We start from the raw sequence: 18,924 nt of genomic DNA, 5'->3' as shown, positions 1-18,924 counted from the left end.
AAGCGGAGCTTCAGCGTCGGACCGGCAGGGGAGTGGAGCTCGTGGCCCCGTGCCGGAGAGGCGCAAGGGCCGCGCCGCGGGTGGTGGAGGCGCGGCTGCCGCCGGTGACGGTCAGAGGTCCGGCGGTGTAGAGGGCTTCGTCGAATGCCTGGCCGTTGGTTGGCGACTTGCCCACTGCGAAGGCTGAGACGGCCTTGCCGTCGATGACGGAGGTGGAGAGGTAGTCGCCGACCATGCGGCCCTGGGTGGTGTCGGCGATCTGCGACAGGGGCATGGGGCCGGCGACGGCGGTCGGGCTGCTCCAGGTGCTGCCGCCGTTGGTGGAGGAGAGGTAGCCGACCTCCAACTTGCAGGTGGCAGCGGTGCAGTTGGCTGTCGGGTAGAAGTAGTAGTAGAGCCCGATCTTGGCCGTGCTGCCGGAGGTGGCGTGGTCGACGCCGATGCCGGGGATGAAGTGGTCGACGCCGCTGGTGGTGGCGTCGATCGGGACGCGGGTCACGGCGGACCAGCTGGTGCCGTTGGTGGAGGTGGCGTAGACGATGTCGTTGGCCGGGCAGCCGGATCGGAAGCGGCAGTCCTGCCAGGCGACGTAGATCTTGCCGGATGCGTCGATCTCGGCGGATGGCAGACCTTCACCGTCGCGCAGGTTGCCGGCGACGGTATGGCTGGAGACGTCGGCGATCCGCGTGCTGGAGCTCCAGCTGGAGCCGCCGTTGGTGGAGTTGAAGGCGCGGATCGACGACCCGTTGGCGGAGTAGGGGACGACGACGGTGCCGTTGGGCTGGACGAGAGGCTGGCCGCCCAGACCGGTGGGATTCCCGGAGGGTGACACCGGGGCCGACCAGGTGGTGCCGCCGTCGGTGGAACGGCTCATGATCACGCGGTTGCCGGACGAGGTGACGTCGACCTCGATGTAGCAGGTGCCGTAGTGCGCGCTGGAGGGCGTGTTGTCGCAGACGATCCATTCCTTGTCGTAGCCCTGTCCGTCGTTGCCGATCGCCATGACTGGGTTGTTCCAACTCGTGCCGTTCGTCGAGCGGCTGACCGTCACGCCCGCGCCGTTGACGTGGGAGTCGATGACCAGTCCGGTGACCATCCATGTGCCGTGCCTGGCGTCGTACGCCACCGCGGGGTCGGAGACGCGCGCCCAACTGCCGCCCTGGTAGGCGGTGATACCGGGGAGCGTGCCGTGCTGCCAGGTGGTGCCGCCGTCGGTGGAGGTGTCCCAGCCGATGTCGGAGGCACCGCCGTCGGTGAATCGGCCGACCTGGGAGGACGCGACGATCGTGTTGCCCCAGGCGTAGGTGTCGGGTTCGAGCTCGGTGGCGTGCTGGCTGGAGGTGTTGGTGAACGGGTCGGTGCTGACCTGGGTCAGCGCCGAGCGTGTCGCGGAGGTGCCGCTCCGGGCGGCGGGCTCGGTGTCGGCCGACCGAAGCGTTGTCGGGGCGGCGGAGCGGTCGGGGCCGCGTGGGCTGCGGGGGCGGAGAACCACAGGGCGGGAAGCGCGGTCAGGGCCGCGGTGAGCGTGGCCATCCGGCCGAGTCTGCGTCTGGACCGGGACATGGAACATCCTTTCGTGCGGCCGGGGTTCGCCCGGCACAAGGGGGAAGAAGGACGTTCACGCCGATAGGGCGCGTGTTCGCGGTCCGGGATATTTGCACTGGACATGACATCCGGCAAGAGGGATGGCAGTCGCGAAGTGGAAGGCGGCCGAGAATTTGCGCAGCACGGTCAACTCGCAGTAAAGACAGCGGTTTTCCCCTGTGGCTGCGCAGACTCTTCCCGTACGGCTCAAGGCGGCAGGCTGCGCAACTGCCCTTGCCAGAAACCGGTCTGCTGCGGCAGTACATCCCACACCGGCGGTGACCAGGGCCACGGAGGCGACGGCGGGGACGAGGGCGATCCGGAACAGCCGACGCACGTCACCGTGGCTCCGCGTACTCGGCCCGTACGGAGGTCGGCGGCAGGTGGATATCCCTGCGTCGGGCACGCCGGGGAAGAGGTGGCATCCCGAGACGGGACGGCGACGGCCGCCACGACCGGCTCGCGCGCGTCCGTCGGCCGCGACGTGCGTCGCGGCCGAGGGGGTGTGGGGCTACGGATGTGGTCGGCGCAAGGGCTTGAGCCCGGCCAGGGTGATCTCGACGAGCCGGTCGACGGCTGGCTCGTCGGGCAGACTGCTGGCGGCGGTGAGGGCGTGCAGGCAGTAGATGGCCAGCTCGTCGGGAGCGATGTCATCGCGGATCTCGCCGGCCTGAGCCGCCTCGGCCGCAAGGTCGCGGATCATGGCGTGCAGGTGCTGCTGGGCGCGGGTGACGTGCTCCCCGCGGTGCATCAGCGCGGCCAGTTCGCTGTCGTGATGCCCGCGCGGGTGGCGGGTGATGCGGGCGTAGGTCTGGAGCACCGTCCGGAGGCGCTGGTCGGGATGGCTGGCGTGGTCACGGGCCTGGGCGAGCTGGTCAAGGTGAGTGGTGATCTGACGTTCGTGCCAGGCGTCGAGCACGGACTTCAGGTCGGGGAAGTACTTGTACAACGTGGCCCGACCGATGCCGGCCCTCTCGGCGATCTGCGACATCGTCACTGACAGCAGTCCGTGCTCCGCGATCAGCTCCGCGGTGGCGTCGATGGTCGCCTCTCGCACCGCACGGCGATGGGTTTCGATCGAGTCATTCCACAGCTTCGGCACCCACCCACTCTATACAGCGCGACGGGCACTGGACACCATGTTCCATTTGGTAGACACAGTGTCTTGAACCCGTGAGCCACGTTCCATACACTCTGGCTTATTAGATAGACAGTGTGTCTTGATCCTTTGGATGGACGGGATCGGGATGCCCCATCTGCGAGGAGTGGCTGTGGTGGCTTCGTCGGCTGCCGGCGCGGAGGTGCCCCATCGCCGGCCGAAAACTCCCGAAGAGCTGTATGCCAGCCCGTCGCCGTGGGACATCGGCCGGCCCCAACCGGCGCTGCAAGCTATGGCTGAGACGGGGGAGATTCGCGGTCGAGTGCTGGATGCCGGCTGCGGGACCGGCGAGCATGCGCTGATGGCCGCGGCGCTGGGCTGCGAAGTGACCGGTGTCGACCTGGCCACCAACGCCCTGGAGATCGCCCGGCGCAAGGCCCGCAACCGCAGGCCGGCCGTGCGATTCCTGCGTCACGACGCCCGCGGGTTGGCCACGTTGGGCGAGACGTTCGACACCGTGCTGGACTGCGGGCTGTTTCACGTCTTCACCGGCGACAATCGCGCCGCCGACGTCGCCGGTCTCCGGTCGATCATCCGCTCTGGTGGGCGCTTCTTCATGCTCGGGTTCAGCGACGCCGAACCAGCCGAGTGGCAGCACAAACTCAGCCGCGACGAGATCATCGCCTCCTTCGCCGACGGTTGGCGGATCGACTCCCTGGAGCCCGCCACCATCGACTCCCGCACCCGACCCGCGCACGTCCGCGCCTGGTGCCTGACCCTCACCCGTCTCTGACTGCCCCGCTTCACGAGACGCCCCACCTCGCCGGAGAGGACCGTTCATGCCGACTGCCGAAGCCCGGATCGCCACCGACCGTGCCAGCCGCTACCTCGTCCAACTCTGCGGCCACCTCAACACCATGGGCGGAATGCGCCACCACAACCCGGGTCACCCCGGGGAAGGGCATACGCCGCCGACGGTGGAGCACGTCGACTGGTCCGACACCTACGGGACAGCTCGCTTCAGCACGGGTCTGTGCACGCTGCTGGCCACGGCGGAGGCGCTGACCCTGCGCGTGGACACCGACGACGAGGCCACCCTGCAACGACTCCAGCGGGGCATCAGCCACCGCATCGAGAAGATCGGGCGGCGTGACCAGCTGACGACGACCTGGCGCCGCACCGACGCTCCTACGCCAGCAGCCGGGGAGGCCGCCGGCACCGAATCCGCGTCCCCACCGGCCGCCGGCCGACGCCGGCGCCGCGGCTGGCTGAGCACCCTCGGCCTCGCGGCGCTGGCAGCACTGTTCATCCTCGCCCACCTCGGGCTTCTCGGCGGCGTATTCGCCGTCGCGGGCTTGGAGAAATGGGGCATCGGCGTGGTCGTCGCGCTCATCGCGGTGAAGGTCATCATCGGGGGCCTCCACGTACTGAGGGGCGGCGTTGCGCTGCGCCGAGGCAAAGCCCGGTCCGTCTCCTGGCACCGGTCACGGCGTCGGGCGCATCACCCCGCACCGCCAGCCGAACAGGCGGCGGGATTGATGGGAAACCGTGAGCACGAGGAGCAGACGTGAGCATCCTTGAGGTGCTGGGCGCCCGGCTGTACAACGCACTACGTGCGCGTCGGCGTCATCGTCGCCGCGTTCGACCTGTTGGTCGTCGCCCTGGCCTGATGCGCCGGCCCCACGGAGCCGAGGCGCGCCGCCGTGCGCCGCATTCCCCGCGCCCGCCCGGCATCTGACGCAGCGCCTGCCGGGTCGACCGAACCCACACGGCGCCCGCGCCTGGTCGGAAAAGCGAAGCGCCCCGGCTGGTGATTCCCAGTCGGGGCGCTGAGCCGCAGGTCAGGAGCCCTGTCCTGCGAGAGGTCCGGTGAGCCATCAGGGGATCGACCCCTGAACCAATGGATGAAAAGTCCGGGCGGGGTCGCGATGAACGATCGCGCCAGGACCTCAACCGTCCGTTTCCCCTGCTCGACATAGCTTTGCCGTGGCACGGTGTCCGGTGCTGAACGAACCGTGCCACACCGTCCGCTCACGCAGATGACTGGTCTGACCTGGTCATTTATCCCATAGCGTTAGGCCTTCGGGGCTCCATCGCCCGCCGATATCGATGGTGCCGTCGTCGTTGAGCCGGAAGCCCACCGGGCGGACTTGCGGACAGTCGTCGGGCCCCGTGGTTGCCAGGCGGGCCAACTGCTGGGCGGTGAGGTACTCGTGCTCCCTCTCAGTGAAGATCATGCGGCCGACCCTAGGAGCTGAAGTGCGGTTGAGGTCAAGGCTGCGGAGGTCGGCTTCCCTGGGATGTGTAGCGGCCGTCCGCGGGTGCACACCTAGGCCCTCGGCTGGGTGAAGCGGATCCGGTTGCCGAAGGGGTCGCGAAGTCCGCAGTCGGTACCGTACGGGCGGTCCGTGGGTTCCTCGGTGAACTCCACGCCTCGGCCCAGCAGCGTCTCGTACGTCTTGCGGCAGTCGTCCGTGGTGAAGATGAGCCACCCGCCCATCGCTCCCTTGGTCACCAACTCCCGGACCTGCTCCGCCGTCTCCTCGGACATCGCCGGAGCGCCCGGCTTCTCCAGCAGGATCTGGCGCTCGGGATGACCGGGAACGCTGACGGCCAGCCAGCGCATGAAGCCCATGTCGACGTCGGCGGCGACCTCCAGACCGAGCTTGCCGACGTAGAAGTCGAGGGCCTCGTCCTGGTCCAGGACGTATATCTGCGAGTGCGTGATGGCGTTGAACATGTGCATCACGTTACTGAGCCGGCGGCACGAAAACTTATCCAGAACTGCTCTGTCGACGGGCGGCACAGGTGGCACGGGCAGGACGCACGATCAGCCGCTCGGTCGCGTCCACGCCATCGTGAAGCACGTCGGCACGCCCGTGGCCACCGCTTCCTTGCGGTACGTCCTCGGCGACCGCCCGACGATGTCGCGGAACGTGCGGCTGAAGGTTCCCGGGCTGCCGAAGCCGACTTCGAAGCAGATGTCCGTCACACTGCGGTCGGTCTCCCGCAGCAGGAACATGGCTCGCTCGATACGGCGGCGCTGGAGGTAACGATGTGGCGTCTCGCCGAACGTGGCCCGGAAAGTGCGGGAGAAGTGCGCCTGTGACACATGGGCGATCCGGGCCAGGGCCGGCACGTCCAGCGGCTGAGCGTAGACGCGGTCCATCGCATCCCGCGCTCGGAGCATGCGGCGGTTGGTCTCTTCTGCGGCGCGATTCACGGCGCCATCACATCACAGCTCGCCGCCGAAGACAGCGCCGGTGATCGCTCCACCCCTCCGGTCCAACTACGAGCCGGTCGGTCGCTGAGATCCGCCGGGCTGGTCGGGCGGTCGTCCGGGGGGCGGTGTCGGGTGGTGGCGGTCGCGGTGGTTGCTGTACTTCGCTGCTGTTGTACTCGGAACGGAGACCTTCTGGGTGGAGCGCGGCGACCTGGCGGAGCTGACCCGGTCGTCGATGCCGGCGCCGACCCCGACGAGTGATGCCGAACAGCCGATCCCCTTATATGTGGGACCAGTTGAGGTGCCGTCAGTCTTCGAGTCAGGGAAATAGCAGCACGTCTGCGGCGGGAGGCTGCTGAGCAAGGGGCGATGCTGCTCGTCGAGATCCGCGCCGAAGGCTTGCGGGAACGCGAGGCCTTGGTCGTCGCAGCGCACGAGCAACTCGCCGCTCACCGGACCCTGGCCGAAGCCGAGCTGCGCGATGACGTCGCTTCCCTGGCCATCGAGCTGGCTGGCCGGATCGTCGGTGAGCGGCTGGAAGACGTCGCCGAGACCAGGAAGACCGTTTCCCGCTTCTCGGCTGCCGCCCGCCCATCACCGGTCCGACGAGGAAATCGGCCGCCCACGTGGACGGCAGCGCGGGCATCGGCCGCCTGCCCGGCATCGACGACAACCGGGACCGGCGCTACTACGCGGTGACCGTCCGGCCGCAGGTGTTCATCAACCTCGTCCCCGACCACGTCATACTCCACCGGAAGTTCCCACTCGCCCCCGACCGCACCCCGGCCGAGTGCGACTGGCTGTACCTGCCCGAAGTCGTCGACTCCGGCGCCGCCACCGCCGAGTCCGTCGAGCTGTGCCACCGGGTCCGCGCCCAGGCCTTCGACGCCTGCGAACGCAGCCGGCTGGCCATGGACTCCCGCGTCTACCGCGACGGCGGCGTGCTGGTGCCCAGCGAGCACCACATCGGCGCGTTCCACGAGTGGGTCACCGCACAGCCGGAGAACGGGCGTGCCTGAGCCGTTCACCGGCGGTTGCCGGCGGTCCGTGCTGAACGAACCCGCCCAGGAGGTCCGCTGCCCCGCCGACGGCAGCCCGGTGTCCTGGCCGGGAGCTAACGGGGCAGTGATCCCTCCCCGTTGGCTGCCGCAGCCAGGCACTTCCGGAAGCTCCAGACCGTGTCGCTAGTCGTGTACGCGCAGTGCGGCGATCAGCCACTCGAACGCCGGCACCCCCGAGGGGGCCGGTGGCCGCCCATTGAGCACGCCCAGCAGCTGCCAGTACCGCTCCACTCTGCGGTCGGTGAAGGTGGCCAACCGATCGGCCAGCCGGGCGCGTTCGGCTGCGGGCAGGTGGGGGTCGACGATCCGGTGAAGGATCTCCTTGCCCGCGGCCGATTCGGGGGCGACGTGCTCGCGTACCGCCTGGCCGGCGTGCTCTGCGACCTTCACCGGGTCGGGGCCCGTCGGCTGCTGCTCTCCCGGCGCCCCGGCCAGGGCCATCTCACGTGCCCGCTTCCGGAACGACTCGTCGCCGACCAGCTCGCCCAGCTCCACCCAGGCGTCCACCTGCTCGGGCGACGGATCGGTGGGCAGGAGGGCGGGCATGGCGCGCATGGCGTGGGCGATCTGGGCGCCAGGCGCGTCGGGGCCGACACCGTCGAAGGTCTCGCGGACAAAGCCGTCGATGATCCGCTGCCGCTCGTCGGCGGACATCCGGGCCAGCTCGTGCATCATTCTCATCTCCTCGGTCGTACTGCCGTCTCGAGCGACCCGGTCCAGCACCGCGCGTCGCACCCGCAGTGTGTGGATCTCCGCATCCAGAGCCCGCACGTGCGCACGTGCCACGTCGCGCACCGTCACCTGCCGGTCCAGCACCCGGCGCACCGTGTCCAGGTCCAATCCCAGCTCGCGCAGGGTGCGGACCAGGTCGACACGGGCGGCGGCACCGGCGTCGTAGAGCCGGAAGCCGCCTGCCGTGCGGTCGGTCGGTGCAACGACGCCGTTGTCGGACCAGAAGCGGATCGTGCGCACCGACACTCCGGTGCGCCGGGCGAGTTCGCCGATGGTCAGCATCTCGATGTGGTCGCTCACGAGGACAACTCTCATCCCTCCAGCAGATGGAGAATCAAGCCCCTTTTCTGCGCCCCCGGCTGCTCAACCTGCACGCGCTGCCAGTGGCCCAGTCGGCGCCGCTCACCGTCGTCCTGCGGCCGGCTCGTCACAAAGGGCCGCGACCTCGTCGTGGCCCTTCATGGCGTAGGGCGGGCCACGACGGTGCGGAAGTGCTGGTCGGGCAGCCCGGGGCGGGGCGAGACCAGGTTCTCGATCATTGTGGCGCACTCATCGGGCCGGGCCAGTGAGACACCCATCCGGATGACCTCGTCCCAGTCCGATCGATGCGCATTGTTGACCAGGAACGGGAAGTCGTACCGCTCCACGGCTTCCTTGGCGCTGAGGTAGTCCTGGAAGGTGCGGTGGACGAAGTCCACCGAGCCCGGCGTTGGAATCCGCAACAGCCCGGTGCGGTGCAGCAGATGGTCGAAGAGTTCCTCCGCCGTGCCCTGCTCCCCGGCACTGGGAATGGCGGGAAGGAAGCGAGCCAGAATCTCGACGGCCGTCGTACGGTCGAGCTCGGTTCGGTCGTTGAGCAGCATCCAGTGGGCCAGCTTCTGCAGCAGCCGCTCCTTGGCCTCCCGGTCCAGCACGATCCCGTCGGCGTCGACCTCGCGTTCTGGATCGCGTCGCTCCAGCAGCATCGCCAGCGCCGCCTTGTAGAGCGCCTTGCGGCCGGCCGCGCGGCAGTCTCCCGTTATGGTCCCGGTTCAGCGGGCAGATCAGCCCGCACATCAGAGGGTTGGCGGCCAACTGGCGCAGTTGACGGATCAGTCGGACCGAGTGCAGCAGCTTGCGTTCGTACTCCGGAAGCCGGGCGTGGTCACGGCCGATGTCGCTCGCGGCAGCCGCGTGCCAGGAGCGGATGAAGCGGGCGACCTGATCCCGGTTCATCGGTGCCAGGCTCATTTCACTGAACCCCTGTGCGGCCAGCCAGTCCGGCCGTACGGCGGCGGGGCGGGAGGTTACCAGCCAGACGTTCCCCGGAAACTGCCGCAGCAGTTGGTCCAACTCTGTGCGGATCTTCTCGCGGCGCTCGGCCGGCGCCTCGTCGATGCCGTCGATCAGCATCAGCCCACGACCGGCCTTGAGCACCCGTAGGGGCCAGGCGTCCGGCTCCGCTCCGGACAGCGGATGCCGCTCCGCCGACAGGAATCCGACGGGTAGGGGCAGGTCCCGGTCGGAGAAGCGCCGTACGGGCAGCACGAACGGCACCCGGCCGCGTAGCGCGTTCAGCTCCGCGGGCAGCTGCCGTTTGGCGGTCGAGACAGCGAGCCACTGCACCACCGTGGTCTTCCCGGACCCGGCGATACCACGGAGCAGCACGCGCTCCTGTCCGGCCAGTGCGTGCTCGATGGGCACAGGCGGCTGCGGGCCGTACGACTCTGTCCCGCTGCTCGGCCCGTCCGTGGTCCGTTCCGCCTCCTTTTCCGGGAACTCCACGCCCAGGCTCAGGTAGGTGGCGTCCAGCGACCAGCTGTCAGGTGAGTTGGCGAAGTCGACTCCGACGATGGTCACTTGGCAGTGCTGCTTGACCAGACTGTCCGCGTACTCGGCCTCGAACGCGGTATCCGCGGCGCTCTGCGGCGATGGCAGCCGATCCAGTGGCCCGATGGCCTCCTCGATGCGGCGGCTCTGCTCGACCAGGGTCCGGGCGACGAACGTCGGGCGTTGCGTGAAGAAATGCAGGATGTGCACGCTTGCAGCGTCGACGAGCCGGTCGTGGAACCGCGTCCCGTCCTTGGACAACTCCCTGCATGCGTCCGGCACTTGTGCCCGACGTCGGCGCGCGAACCGCTCGGGCCCGAGCCCGACGGCCTGCACATCGTCCATGTCCAGCTCGCCGAGGCCGTACAACGTCCGGCACACAGCGTCGGTGACGGCCGCGTGCTCGCCCCAGTCGCTCGTGCCCACCCTCCCCATAAAAGTAACGCACTGCAAATATGCAACGTGCTATCGTTTTTATGAGCTTCCACGGGAGGGGACGATGTCGGTGACGGCGGACAGGCACGATGCCGCGGTAAGACGCGCCAACGCGGCTCTGGAGACGTACACGTTGTCGGGCGACGGCTGGCGCCGCGGTCCCAGCGAGACCTTGCAGCACGTCCTCGCCGACCTCCTGCACTGGTGTGACGACACCCAGCGCGACTTCGATGCCGCGCTGGAGCGGGCACGCGCCCAATACGCCGGAGAGAGCTCGCCATTGACATAGGCGTGGATCGTCTTGCGATCACGGCCGCGAAGCCGGGCAATGGCCGAGAGCGTCCATCCCTGACGGCGCAGAACGTGAGCGTCCACGCCTTTCTCCGCGTGAGCATCCAGGCTTTCCCCGCTTGGAAGGAGGAACACAACCGATCCCCCAGGCAGGTTCGTGCCCGCGATGAGCACACTTCGCCCGCATGCAGCGCAGGAAGATCCTCCGTGACTGCCGCCTCAGAGGCGAGGGCGTCCACCACGCCATCCTTGGCATCGCCCGCCTGCACAACCTTGCTCTCACCGGATAGGCGATGACCGGTCTCCGGCAGGGCTGCCCGCGGTCGGGGGCGTATGCCGGCGCCACGGTGCGCCGACCTGTTCCGATGCGGCGGCTCGAAACGCTTCTGTCAGGATCCCTCCCGGACATGTGCCGAACATCGGGTACTTCCAGCGGTAGTGGCACGACCAGTAGTCGGAGCGCCGGGAGTACAAGCAATGCAAGATCAGCTGCTGGGTCCCGGTGAGGAAGCCTGCTACGCCGGCGTCCGGCCCGGCATGGTAGATCCGTGAGGGGATGGCGACCGCCTCACCCTGCACCTCAACGCGGAATGGCCCAACCGGAGATATCGCAGCGAACGGCATGACGGCAAGAACGCTCCGCACGTCCCCGGCAAGCCGAGACGGGAACGCTGCCACCAGGACGTCAGAACTACTCGGCAAGGTCTGGGACTGCTGCACAGCTCCAGAGTGGGCGGCACCTACCCACCCCTCAGCCGCCCGCCCTTGACACCATGTATCAGGCCCCCGGGGGTGGGTGGCGGCGGAGTGGCGGAGTTGGTGCAGGCGCAGTCGGCCCGGAATCCCGGTTGCCGACCAGATCACTCCGTTACGGGCAGGCGCTCGGCGAGCAGGTCGACGATGTCGCGCCAGGCTCGCTGCGCGTGCTGCGGATGGTAGCCGACTCCGGGGGGCGCGATGTGGTCGACCGGTGGGTGGTGGAAGGCGTGCAGGGCTCCGCCGTAGACCACGAGGCGCCAGTCGACGCCCGCGGCCTGCATCTCGGCGGTGAACGCGTCCCGTTGCGCGGGCGGCATGATCGGGTCTTCCGACCCGACCCCGGCCCACACCGGGCAGCGAATGCGCGCCGCCTCGCCCGGTCGGCCCGTGGTCAGTGCGTTGACTGTTCCGATCGCGCGCAGGTTGACGCCGTCGCGCCCGAGTTCCAGCGCGATGGCGCCCCCGGTGCCGTAGCCGATGGCGGCGATCCGGTCGGGGTCGGTCCGCGGTTCGGCGCGCAACACGTCGAGCGCCGCGTGGCCGATGCCCCGCATCCGGTCGGGGTCGGCGAGCAGGGGCATGCAACGGGCCAGCATCTCCTCGGGGTCGCCCACATAGCGCCCGCCGTGGAGGTCGAAGGCCAGCGCCACGTATCCCAGCTCGGCGAGCGCATCGGCCCGGCGGCGTTCGACGTCGCTGAGCCCCATGCCCTCTGGTCCGATCAGCACCGCGGGCCGGCGGTCGACACCGGCCGGGAGCGCGAGGTGCCCGATCATCGTCAAGCCGTCGGCCGGGTACTCGACCGTGCGCGTTGTCATCGTCGTCATACGGCTGGACTGTAGTGATCGTCGAGTCCGGTCAGGCCGGTGTTCACCGCCGGCAGAACAGCGGGGGCGTGCCTCTGAAACGCCAGCGGCTTCAACGGCGCGACATGGACACGCGTGCCGACTACCGCTTCACCGAGCACCCCACGATCCACGGCCGAGGCCGACCCGGCCCGCGCCCGGTACCGCCCGGCCGTCTGGCGGTGCGCCCGGCATCAGCGTTTTCGTCCTGCTGGCCGCACTCGCAGTGGCTCAGCAGCTGTCGTGGGCGGTGGCCCATTGCCGGCGCGCGGCCCAGCCCACACCGGACCGGCCCGAGGGCGCCATCGTCGGCACCACCGACGCGCAGCGGTGGCACGGGCAGCCCGTCCGCGTCCTCGACCTCGGTTCCTGACCGCTGTACGACGGAGCGGTGGACGACGGGCATCGGCGAGCCGGCTGCTCTTGCCAGTCGAGGTGCAGGCGGCAGCGGCAGCGCGCGCCGGGCGCCCTGGCGGTACGTCAGCGTGCGTTCGGTGAGAGCACCTTGGCCTGCACCTCGACCGGATACGCGTCCGCGAAGGTTCTCTGCCGCTCGCGTATGTGGGGGCGGGGGTTGGCCCGGATCGTAGACGATGTCTATCAGGGCGTTGTGAACTGTCGATCGCCGTCTGCGGCCGGCGGCTGCCGAACCATCCGCGGAGGAGTGGGATGCACTACCTGGTCATCGCATACGACCACCCGGGTGCGGAGGGACGTCGACGTCGTGCCCGTGCCCGGGAACGGCATCTGGCCCAGGCAGCGTCGATGAAGCAGGTCGAAGCCGTCTTCGGTACTGCGATCCTGGGCGATGAGGGCGACATGATCGGTTCGATGCTGGTCATGGCCGCGGACTCCCGCGAGGACCTGGACGCCTGGCTGCACGTGGAGCCGTACGTGGTCGACGATGTCTGGCGCGAGGTGCGAGTCCATCCATGCCAGGTGGGGCCTTCTTTCCTCCCGGCTGGCGGCCGAACGCCCGACTAGCCGGCCAACTGCCTCGCAGGCCCGGCAATCCGCCCGCGGCACCATGCTGGCCGCCGGCATGAGGAGTCCTGACGCCGAGCCGAGCATCTGCTCAGAGCAGACGGAGCTGTCCCGCGCTCGGCATGTCGCCATGCCCCGATCCTCGTCTGCAAGCCGCCTCCTGAGCCATAGACAGTGTCTACGACCCCCTGGTAGACACTGTCTATGGATGTCGAGGGGGCTTTGCGGGAGCGGCTGGTCGATGCTGTCGTGGAGTTGGTGCTGTCTGGGGGCACCGCTTCGGTCGGTCTGCCGGAGATCGCCCAAGGTGCGGGTGTGTCGCACGGTGCGCCCCGGCGCTACTTTCCGACGCACCGGGGGGCGCTGTCGGCCATTGCTCGCCGGGGCTTCGAGGAGCTGGGTCGGCATCGCCGGGCTCTCGCAGCTGGCGCAGAGTGGTGCGGCGGGGCTGACAGGCGCGGTCTTCGCCGTGATCGGCGCCGGGTTCGCCGCAGTCATGGTCACCGCTCCGGGACGGTCGTCGACGACGCGTCACCCGAGTACGCCGGAGCCGTCGGCGGCCTCAACCAGACGGCGACGAACATCGGCCCCACCCTCGGCTTCGCCGTAGCCAGCAGCGCAGGCGCCGCCACCTGGACGGGAACCACGTTGTGGCGCCTGGCCGCCGTCGCGGTCCCCGGCCTGCTCCCCGCAGCACTACTGCCCAGAAACCAGAAGGACAGGGAGATATGAACGACCATCAGAGGACGGACGGATTCACCGCTCCCATCGACGACCGGTACTTCGAGGACTACACGGCGGGCGCGACGTACGAGTACGGCAACGTCGCGGTCACCGAAGAGGAGATCATCGGCTTCGCCTCCCAGTACGACCCCCAGTCCTTCCACGTCGATCCTGGCGCGGCAAAGCAGGGGCCGTTCGGCGGGCTGGTCGCCAGTGGGTGGCACACGGTCGCCCTGATGATGCAGCTGTTCGCACGGCACTACCTGTCCACGGTCGCCAGTCTCGGCAGCCCTGGAGTGGACGAACTGCGCTGGCTCAAGCCCGTGCGCCCCGGCGACCGGCTCAGCCTGCGCCTGCACACCCTCGACACCCGGCTCTCGCGCTCCGACCCGCGGCGCGGCATCGTACGCACGCTCGCCGAGCTCATCGACCAGAGCGGTGAGCCGGTGCTGCGCGTGACCGTCGTGAACCTGCTGCGCACCCGCGACAGCGCATGACCAGCGGGACGGCGCAACTGCTCCTCGGGGGTGTCGTCATGGTGGGCGCCTGCGTGCAGTGGCTGACCGGGATGGGCTTCGCACTCGTCGCCGTGCCCGCGCTCGCGCTGCTGCTCGGTCCCTCCCAGGGAGTCGCCCTGGCCAACTGTGCGGCCGGGGTCATCAGCGCCGTCGGGCTCGTCGGTGGCTGGCGGCGGGTGCGGCTCACGGCGATGGTGCCGCTGGTCGTCGCGTCCGCGTGCGCCGTCCCGGTCGGGACATGGGTGGCTGCCCAATTGCCGCGCCCCGTCCTGCTCGTCGGGATGGGGCTCCTGGTCACCCTCGCCGTGCTGCTGGTGATGCGCGGCCTGCGGGTGTCCGCCCTGACCGGTCCCAAAGGGGCCGTGGCCGCGGGCGCGGCGGGCGGGTTCATGAATGCCTCCGCCGGACTGGGCGGCCCGCCGCTCTCCCTCTATGCGATGAACGCCGACTGGACCGTCCACGAGTTCGTGCCGAACGCGCAGTTCTACGGCATCGTCGTGAACGCCTTCTCCATCGCGGCCAACGGCGTCCCGCAGCTGGGCGCGACGGGGTGGGCGATAGCAGTCGCCGCGATGGTGCTGGGCGCGGTCATCGGCAAGGTGCTCGCCGCATGCGTCCCGGACGGCCGGGCCCGGCAGCTCGTCCTGCTGCTCGCGCTGGCCGGCGGGCTGTCGACCCTGGCCAAGGGGGTGGGAGTGCTGTGATCCGAGACGCCGCTACGACCCGCCCCGCGCAGCGGCAGCCAGCGGCCTCCCCCTGCCACCCAGTGCGGTGACCGCGAACGTCCACCGGGTTGGGCGGCACGCCAGTCCGGGTCCGACAAGGTGAGTCAGTGGCGGTCCAGGAGGCGTTTGGGGTGCATACCGTCGACCATGCCGACGAAAGGCGGATGGATGCTGTAGCCGAGCATCCGACGGAGCTCCTCCGAGACCTCGCGGATGGCGTCCCGGCTGGTGGAGAGGGCGAACGCCTCCTGTGTCCGCAGCCAGGGCTGACAGTACTGGGCGGTGGTGGCCAGGCGCGGTGCGGCGCTACGGTTGGCGCCGCCGCCATGCCAGAGGGTGCCGACGAACAGCACACAGGATCCGGCGGGCATGACGGCGGTCAGGTGGGGTCTGCGTGGGTGGGGGTTCTGCCGTCCGGCCAGCGGTGGCTGCCAGGGATGAGGATGGTTGCGCCGTTGTCGGCGGTGAACTCATCGATCGCCCAGATGGTGGCCACCGACAACTCCGGTCGGGGGCGGGGGACCGGATAGAAGCCATCGTCGGGGTGCAGTAGCTGTGCCTCCTCGCCGGGCCGGATGTTGATGACCTGCAACTGGGACAGCAGGTAGTGGGGCAGTAGCAACCGGTCGAGCAGGGCCAGGACGCGAGGGTGGTCGACGAGGCGGTCCACGCAACGGGTCTTGTTGAGCACGCTGTATATCCGCTGGGTGCGGTGGCCCTCAAAGGCGTTGCGATCTGTCCGGCCGAGCAGTGGTGTGAGTTCGGCGCGAAGATCGTCGCATTCTTCGCGGCTGAGCAGACCGGTCAGAATGACGTAGCCGTCGCGTTCCGGTGCGGCCAGGTCCGCTTGGATCTGCGCCGGCTCGACGGCGCGGTCGCCGCCGCCGGAGGCCCGGTGCGTGCGAGATCTCCGGCCAGATCCCCCCGTCCGTGCACCTCGGGGTGTGCGCTCTGCTCAGTCATGACGTCCCTCCCGAACTGTTCGCGGCACCTGCGGCTCCGGCAACGAAGGCCCACAACTCGGCCGCAATGCGTGAGCGGTCGGGGCGAGGTGCCCGGGTCAGGGCGACCGCGACGGCCATGTTGACGCCGCCCTCGGCTACACCCCCTGAAGGCAGGCATCAGCGGCGGCGGCATGTCCGGGGCCGACCTGGCCAGGGTCGCGCTGCGCGCCGCGATGGCGACGGCGCGGTTGCGATCCGCAGCCGGCGGCAGCCGACGGTTCACATCCGCGTAAGGGGAACGGCAATCTCAGTGGTGCCCGCTCTCGCCGTCCCGGAGCGGTTCTTCACGGCCGGGACGTGGCCGGCACGCCCTACAGGCTGAGGGTCCAGCGGCCCGCGCGCCCGGTGAGCGCGACGGTCGACAGGGGGCTTACGTCGATGTTCCAGTACGTCGCTGGGGGCGCCTTCAGGGCGTAGACGAGCGCGGCCCGTACGACCGCGGGTTCGGCGATCGCGACGATCTTGCCGCCGTCGTCGACGGGCCGGGTGTCGAGCCAGCCGCCCACGCGCGAGATGAAGGCGAGCAGGGACTCACCGCCGTGCGGGGCCGAGCGCGGGTCGCCGAGCCAGGCGTCGACGGCGCCCGGTTCGCGGGCCGTGACCTCGGCGAGGGTGGCCCCGCTCCAGCGGCCCATGTTCCAGTCGCGCAGCGCGGGCTGCGCCAGCGGCATCAGGCCGAGCGCTTCGCCGGTGTCCCGGCTGCGCGGGGTCGGCGAGCAGTAGCGCAATTCGGCGGCTGCGAGCGGCTGCAGGGCATGGGCGGCGCGTTGCACCTCGTACCAGCCGGCCTGGTCGAGCGGTCGGTCCTCGTGAAAACGCTCGGCCAACAGCGGGGCGCTGCGTGCGGCCGTGAGAAGTGTGAGCCGAACATGCATGCGGCGATGGTACGGGTCGCGCTCCCGCATCACGCACGCGAAAGGGGGCAGAGCGGGCGGGTTGCGCATGTCGCCCAGGGGGAACGTCGGCGCATTCGAACTGGACAACGGGGTTGATTTACAGCTGGGCAAGGGGTGCGGCATCGTCGTTCGCACCCGTGGACAAGGGGTCGGCCGGCCGCGAGCGTGAACTAGTGCTGTCACGCGAACTTGCTGGTCAGAGGCATGCAGACATGTACGTCACGTTCGGCAAGTTCAGCTGAGCCGGGTCTGCGTCAGTCCACCCGGGCGGTGACCGACTTGTCGTCCAAACTCCGGCTGCGGACCTTGCCCTTCTCGTCGTACATCCGCACCCTCCCCGAACGGCCCGCGAGGAGCGGGCCGCGCGGTGCACCTGGGCCGCGGATTCCCCCGATGACTGTTGAGCGCACCCACGATCCATCCGGGACCGCAGCCGATCACGAAGAGCGCAATGGCGCCGACGAGCCCGGCCGCGAACCCCTGGACGGAGTCCGACCCTGCCGGGCCGATACCCGCGAGAACGGGCGTGAGCCCCTCCGGCATGCATGACCGTCATCGACACGAAACCCACTGGGACGGCCCATGGGCCCATCTTTCTCCGTTCGACGTGACCGCTCATCTCCTGGACGCTGATGGACTCGCCGTGCTGCGACACATCCCCCGCCCCTCTCCCGAAGAAGGTCTTCGCGCTCAATGCCCGCCGCAACCGTGCCCGCCGCAGCCGTGGCCGCTTCCGCAGCCGTGTCCTCCGCAGCTGTGGCTGCTTCCGCAGCCGTCCCCGCCGCCCCAGCTGTCGGGCCTGCCGTACCGCTGACCGCGCGCCCCGCTACCGCGGCGCCGCGCTGTTCCCCGCACGCGGTAGGCCCGTTCCTGCCGGCGTAGGCGTGCTTCCCGCCGCTCGTCCCGCTCGCGTTTTTCCTGCTCTTCCTTGCAGATCCTTTCGCGCCGGGCGGCATCCCGGGCCGCGCCGTCGGCCGGCTGCCACAGGCCCAGGCCGTGGCGGCGTCGCGGCAGCAGCGGGGCGACCATGACGCCGGCATACGTACGCTCCGAACCCTGGTAAGTGCTGCGCTCGATGACGACGTATTCCAGGACGACCTCGGCGCCTTCCCAGGGTGCGCCGTACAGGACCGCCTCGAAGGGTTCGCTGCGGGGGTCGATGTCGTAGTGCCCGTCGCTGGCTCGGTAGGTGGAGCTCGTGCCCAAAAGACGCGCCGCGCGGTCGGTGCCCCGGCCTTTGGGAAGGTACGCGATCAGGGGCCGCCCCGAGGTGGTGCGGGCATCCGGATACAGCCAGTGGTAACCGTCCGGCGCGATCCGTACGCCCACCAGCAGAGTCGGCTGGGGCTCCTCGTGCAGGCGGCGCGCCGCCCGGTAGGCGACGTGGCCGCGGCCGTACACAGTGGTGCCGGCGACGAGGAACAGCAGGGCGGCGCCCTGCTGCCCGACGGCGTCGTACGCGGGTGCGCGGTCCGATGCCGTCAGGCCTTCAACGAGACCGTCGGTGAGGATGGCGCCGGCGATGAGGCAGAGGGCGAGCCCGAGGTAGAACTGCCGAAACCCACGGTAGCCGTCCGTCTCGGGCACCCGGTCCGGGAGTTCGAGACGGCGCCGACCGGCCGCGGCGAGCGCGAGCGCCCGCTGCTTGCGGCGGGCCCGAAGGCGCAGGCACGCACCGGCGAATGCCCAGGCGGAGACGGTCAGGGCCAGGAGGTATCCGCTTGTGACCAGCCTGTCGTCGGCGTCGGATGATGCCAGTGACACGGCCGCGTCCACCGCGACCACGACTGCGGCCGGCACGGTCGGGACCGGCAGATAGCGGTACCACAATGGCAGCGCGGCCAGCAGGACCGTCGGGAGATATCCGAGCCAGTCGGTGCCGCCGGGCGCGGACCCGCCACTGCTCCACCGCGAGGCCGAGAACTCAGAAGTCAGGACGTACGAGACGGCGACCAGGCCGAGGAGGACCCAACTGCCTGGGACCGGGGCGAAGGCCGCCGGGACGCGAGCTTTCCTCCAGCGCTCGGCATCGGCGACGGACCAGGACGCCACGCCCCCCTCGGGCAGTGCCGCTGACGGCAGACGCTTGACGTAGTCACTCACGGCTCACTCCTTCCGCAACACTCCGGACAGCTGCGGCTGTGTCTGCCTCGCCAACGTCGGTCAGGCCATCGTTTTTTGGGGGGCGGACGGTCATCGTCAGATCGCCGGCGAGTGCCGCCCCGGCGCACCGGCG

20 protein-coding genes and 4 pseudogenes are annotated in these 18,924 nt (G+C 69.7%); 11 read left to right on the top strand and 13 right to left on the bottom strand.

The window, feature by feature from the left end:
• Positions 1-10: 10 nt before the first annotated feature.
• Together IEZ17_RS29925 and IEZ17_RS29920 are read right to left on the bottom strand one after the other, a co-directional pair.
• Complete coding sequence (locus IEZ17_RS29925; RefSeq protein WP_229852790.1) at positions 11-1,492, bottom strand: sialidase family protein; 1,482 nt, start codon at positions 1,490-1,492, stop codon at positions 11-13.
• A 603-nt stretch (positions 1,493-2,095) separates the two neighbouring features.
• A complete protein-coding gene (locus IEZ17_RS29920; RefSeq protein ID WP_189305557.1) occupies positions 2,096-2,686 on the bottom strand; it encodes a TetR/AcrR family transcriptional regulator in 591 nt (196 codons plus the stop codon).
• A gap of 169 nt (positions 2,687-2,855) precedes the next feature.
• On the opposite strand from IEZ17_RS29920, the gene IEZ17_RS29915 reads away from it, so the two are divergent.
• On the top strand, positions 2,856-3,476 hold the full coding sequence (locus IEZ17_RS29915) for a class I SAM-dependent methyltransferase (protein ID WP_229852789.1): 621 nt from the start codon (positions 2,856-2,858) through the stop codon (positions 3,474-3,476).
• 46 nt (positions 3,477-3,522) lie between these two features.
• Complete coding sequence (locus tag IEZ17_RS29910; protein WP_189305555.1) at positions 3,523-4,254, top strand: DUF2218 domain-containing protein; 732 nt, start codon at positions 3,523-3,525, stop codon at positions 4,252-4,254.
• 486 nt (positions 4,255-4,740) lie between these two features.
• Here IEZ17_RS29910 and IEZ17_RS29905 read toward each other — a convergent pair whose 3' ends face one another.
• From IEZ17_RS29905 to IEZ17_RS29895, 3 genes are all read right to left on the bottom strand, one after another.
• Positions 4,741-4,920, bottom strand: coding sequence for a PNPOx family protein (locus tag IEZ17_RS29905; protein WP_229852788.1), 180 nt, complete (start codon positions 4,918-4,920; stop codon positions 4,741-4,743).
• Between the two features lie 92 nt (positions 4,921-5,012).
• Positions 5,013-5,423 (bottom strand): VOC family protein, encoded by a 411-nt coding sequence (locus IEZ17_RS29900; protein ID WP_189305553.1) that lies wholly within the window; start codon positions 5,421-5,423, stop codon positions 5,013-5,015.
• Between the two features lie 90 nt (positions 5,424-5,513).
• Entirely contained in the window at positions 5,514-5,906 is a 393-nt protein-coding gene (locus IEZ17_RS29895) for a helix-turn-helix domain-containing protein (protein ID WP_189305551.1), read from the bottom strand.
• Positions 5,907-6,275: 369 nt separating this feature from the next.
• Between IEZ17_RS29895 and IEZ17_RS29890 the strand changes: the two genes are divergently transcribed.
• Positions 6,276-6,605 (top strand): F0F1 ATP synthase subunit B family protein, encoded by a 330-nt coding sequence (locus IEZ17_RS29890; protein WP_189305549.1) that lies wholly within the window; start codon positions 6,276-6,278, stop codon positions 6,603-6,605.
• Positions 6,533-6,925, top strand: a pseudogene (locus IEZ17_RS29885) (SRPBCC family protein); the annotation flags it as partial. The gene IEZ17_RS29890 and the pseudogene IEZ17_RS29885, both read left to right, overlap by 73 nt.
• Before the next feature lie 165 nt (positions 6,926-7,090).
• Here the strand turns inward: IEZ17_RS29885 and IEZ17_RS29880 are convergent.
• The 3 genes and pseudogenes from IEZ17_RS29880 to IEZ17_RS44635 all read right to left on the bottom strand — a co-directional run.
• Positions 7,091-7,999 (bottom strand): helix-turn-helix domain-containing protein, encoded by a 909-nt coding sequence (locus IEZ17_RS29880; RefSeq protein WP_189305548.1) that lies wholly within the window; start codon positions 7,997-7,999, stop codon positions 7,091-7,093.
• A gap of 158 nt (positions 8,000-8,157) precedes the next feature.
• A complete protein-coding gene (locus IEZ17_RS43100) occupies positions 8,158-8,664 on the bottom strand; it encodes an NACHT domain-containing protein (protein ID WP_229852787.1) in 507 nt (168 codons plus the stop codon).
• A 262-nt stretch (positions 8,665-8,926) separates the two neighbouring features.
• A pseudogene (locus tag IEZ17_RS44635) lies at positions 8,927-9,943 on the bottom strand (NACHT N-terminal Helical domain 1-containing protein); the annotation flags it as partial.
• A gap of 70 nt (positions 9,944-10,013) precedes the next feature.
• On the opposite strand from IEZ17_RS44635, the gene IEZ17_RS29870 reads away from it, so the two are divergent.
• On the top strand, positions 10,014-10,232 hold the full coding sequence (locus tag IEZ17_RS29870; RefSeq protein ID WP_229852785.1) for a hypothetical protein: 219 nt from the start codon (positions 10,014-10,016) through the stop codon (positions 10,230-10,232).
• A gap of 116 nt (positions 10,233-10,348) precedes the next feature.
• Positions 10,349-10,524: pseudogene (locus IEZ17_RS29865) on the top strand (IS5/IS1182 family transposase); the annotation flags it as partial.
• A 570-nt stretch (positions 10,525-11,094) separates the two neighbouring features.
• Here the strand turns inward: IEZ17_RS29865 and IEZ17_RS29860 are convergent.
• Entirely contained in the window at positions 11,095-11,820 is a 726-nt protein-coding gene (locus IEZ17_RS29860) for a dienelactone hydrolase family protein (protein WP_189305542.1), read from the bottom strand.
• A gap of 244 nt (positions 11,821-12,064) precedes the next feature.
• Here IEZ17_RS29860 and IEZ17_RS29855 point away from each other — a divergent pair, with 244 nt between their 5' ends.
• The 5 genes from IEZ17_RS29855 (at position 12,065) to IEZ17_RS29830 (ending at position 14,767) form a co-directional block, all read left to right on the top strand.
• Positions 12,065-12,211, top strand: a complete 147-nt coding sequence (locus tag IEZ17_RS29855; RefSeq protein WP_189305540.1) for a hypothetical protein — start codon at positions 12,065-12,067, stop codon at positions 12,209-12,211.
• Between the two features lie 296 nt (positions 12,212-12,507).
• Complete coding sequence (locus IEZ17_RS29850) at positions 12,508-12,822, top strand: YciI family protein (protein ID WP_189305538.1); 315 nt, start codon at positions 12,508-12,510, stop codon at positions 12,820-12,822.
• 204 nt (positions 12,823-13,026) lie between these two features.
• The gene (locus IEZ17_RS43090) at positions 13,027-13,554 is read left to right on the top strand and encodes a TetR/AcrR family transcriptional regulator (RefSeq protein ID WP_229852784.1); all 528 of its coding nucleotides are present in this window, start codon (positions 13,027-13,029) and stop codon (positions 13,552-13,554) included.
• Positions 13,551-14,042, top strand: coding sequence for a MaoC family dehydratase (locus IEZ17_RS29835; RefSeq protein ID WP_189305590.1), 492 nt, complete (start codon positions 13,551-13,553; stop codon positions 14,040-14,042). The genes IEZ17_RS43090 and IEZ17_RS29835 overlap by 4 nt, the downstream gene beginning before the upstream one ends.
• Positions 14,039-14,767, top strand: a complete 729-nt coding sequence (locus tag IEZ17_RS29830; protein ID WP_189305536.1) for a sulfite exporter TauE/SafE family protein — start codon at positions 14,039-14,041, stop codon at positions 14,765-14,767. The genes IEZ17_RS29835 and IEZ17_RS29830 overlap by 4 nt, the downstream gene beginning before the upstream one ends.
• Before the next feature lie 125 nt (positions 14,768-14,892).
• Here IEZ17_RS29830 and IEZ17_RS29825 read toward each other — a convergent pair.
• From IEZ17_RS29825 to IEZ17_RS29810, 4 genes and pseudogenes are all read right to left on the bottom strand, one after another.
• A pseudogene (locus tag IEZ17_RS29825) lies at positions 14,893-15,587 on the bottom strand (phytanoyl-CoA dioxygenase family protein).
• A 516-nt stretch (positions 15,588-16,103) separates the two neighbouring features.
• Entirely contained in the window at positions 16,104-16,667 is a 564-nt protein-coding gene (locus IEZ17_RS29820; RefSeq protein WP_189305534.1) for a histidine phosphatase family protein, read from the bottom strand.
• A gap of 275 nt (positions 16,668-16,942) precedes the next feature.
• Positions 16,943-17,098, bottom strand: coding sequence for a hypothetical protein (locus IEZ17_RS29815; RefSeq protein ID WP_189305532.1), 156 nt, complete (start codon positions 17,096-17,098; stop codon positions 16,943-16,945).
• A 280-nt stretch (positions 17,099-17,378) separates the two neighbouring features.
• A complete protein-coding gene (locus tag IEZ17_RS29810; RefSeq protein WP_189305530.1) occupies positions 17,379-18,791 on the bottom strand; it encodes a hypothetical protein in 1,413 nt (470 codons plus the stop codon).
• Between the last annotated feature and the right edge of the window lie 133 nt (positions 18,792-18,924).

The organism is Streptomyces albospinus, assembly GCF_014648695.1.
GTDB lineage: Bacteria > Actinomycetota > Actinomycetes > Streptomycetales > Streptomycetaceae > Streptomyces > Streptomyces albospinus.
The sequence above is the reverse complement of the archived record's forward strand: the minus strand, read 5'-3'. Positions and strand labels throughout refer to the sequence as shown.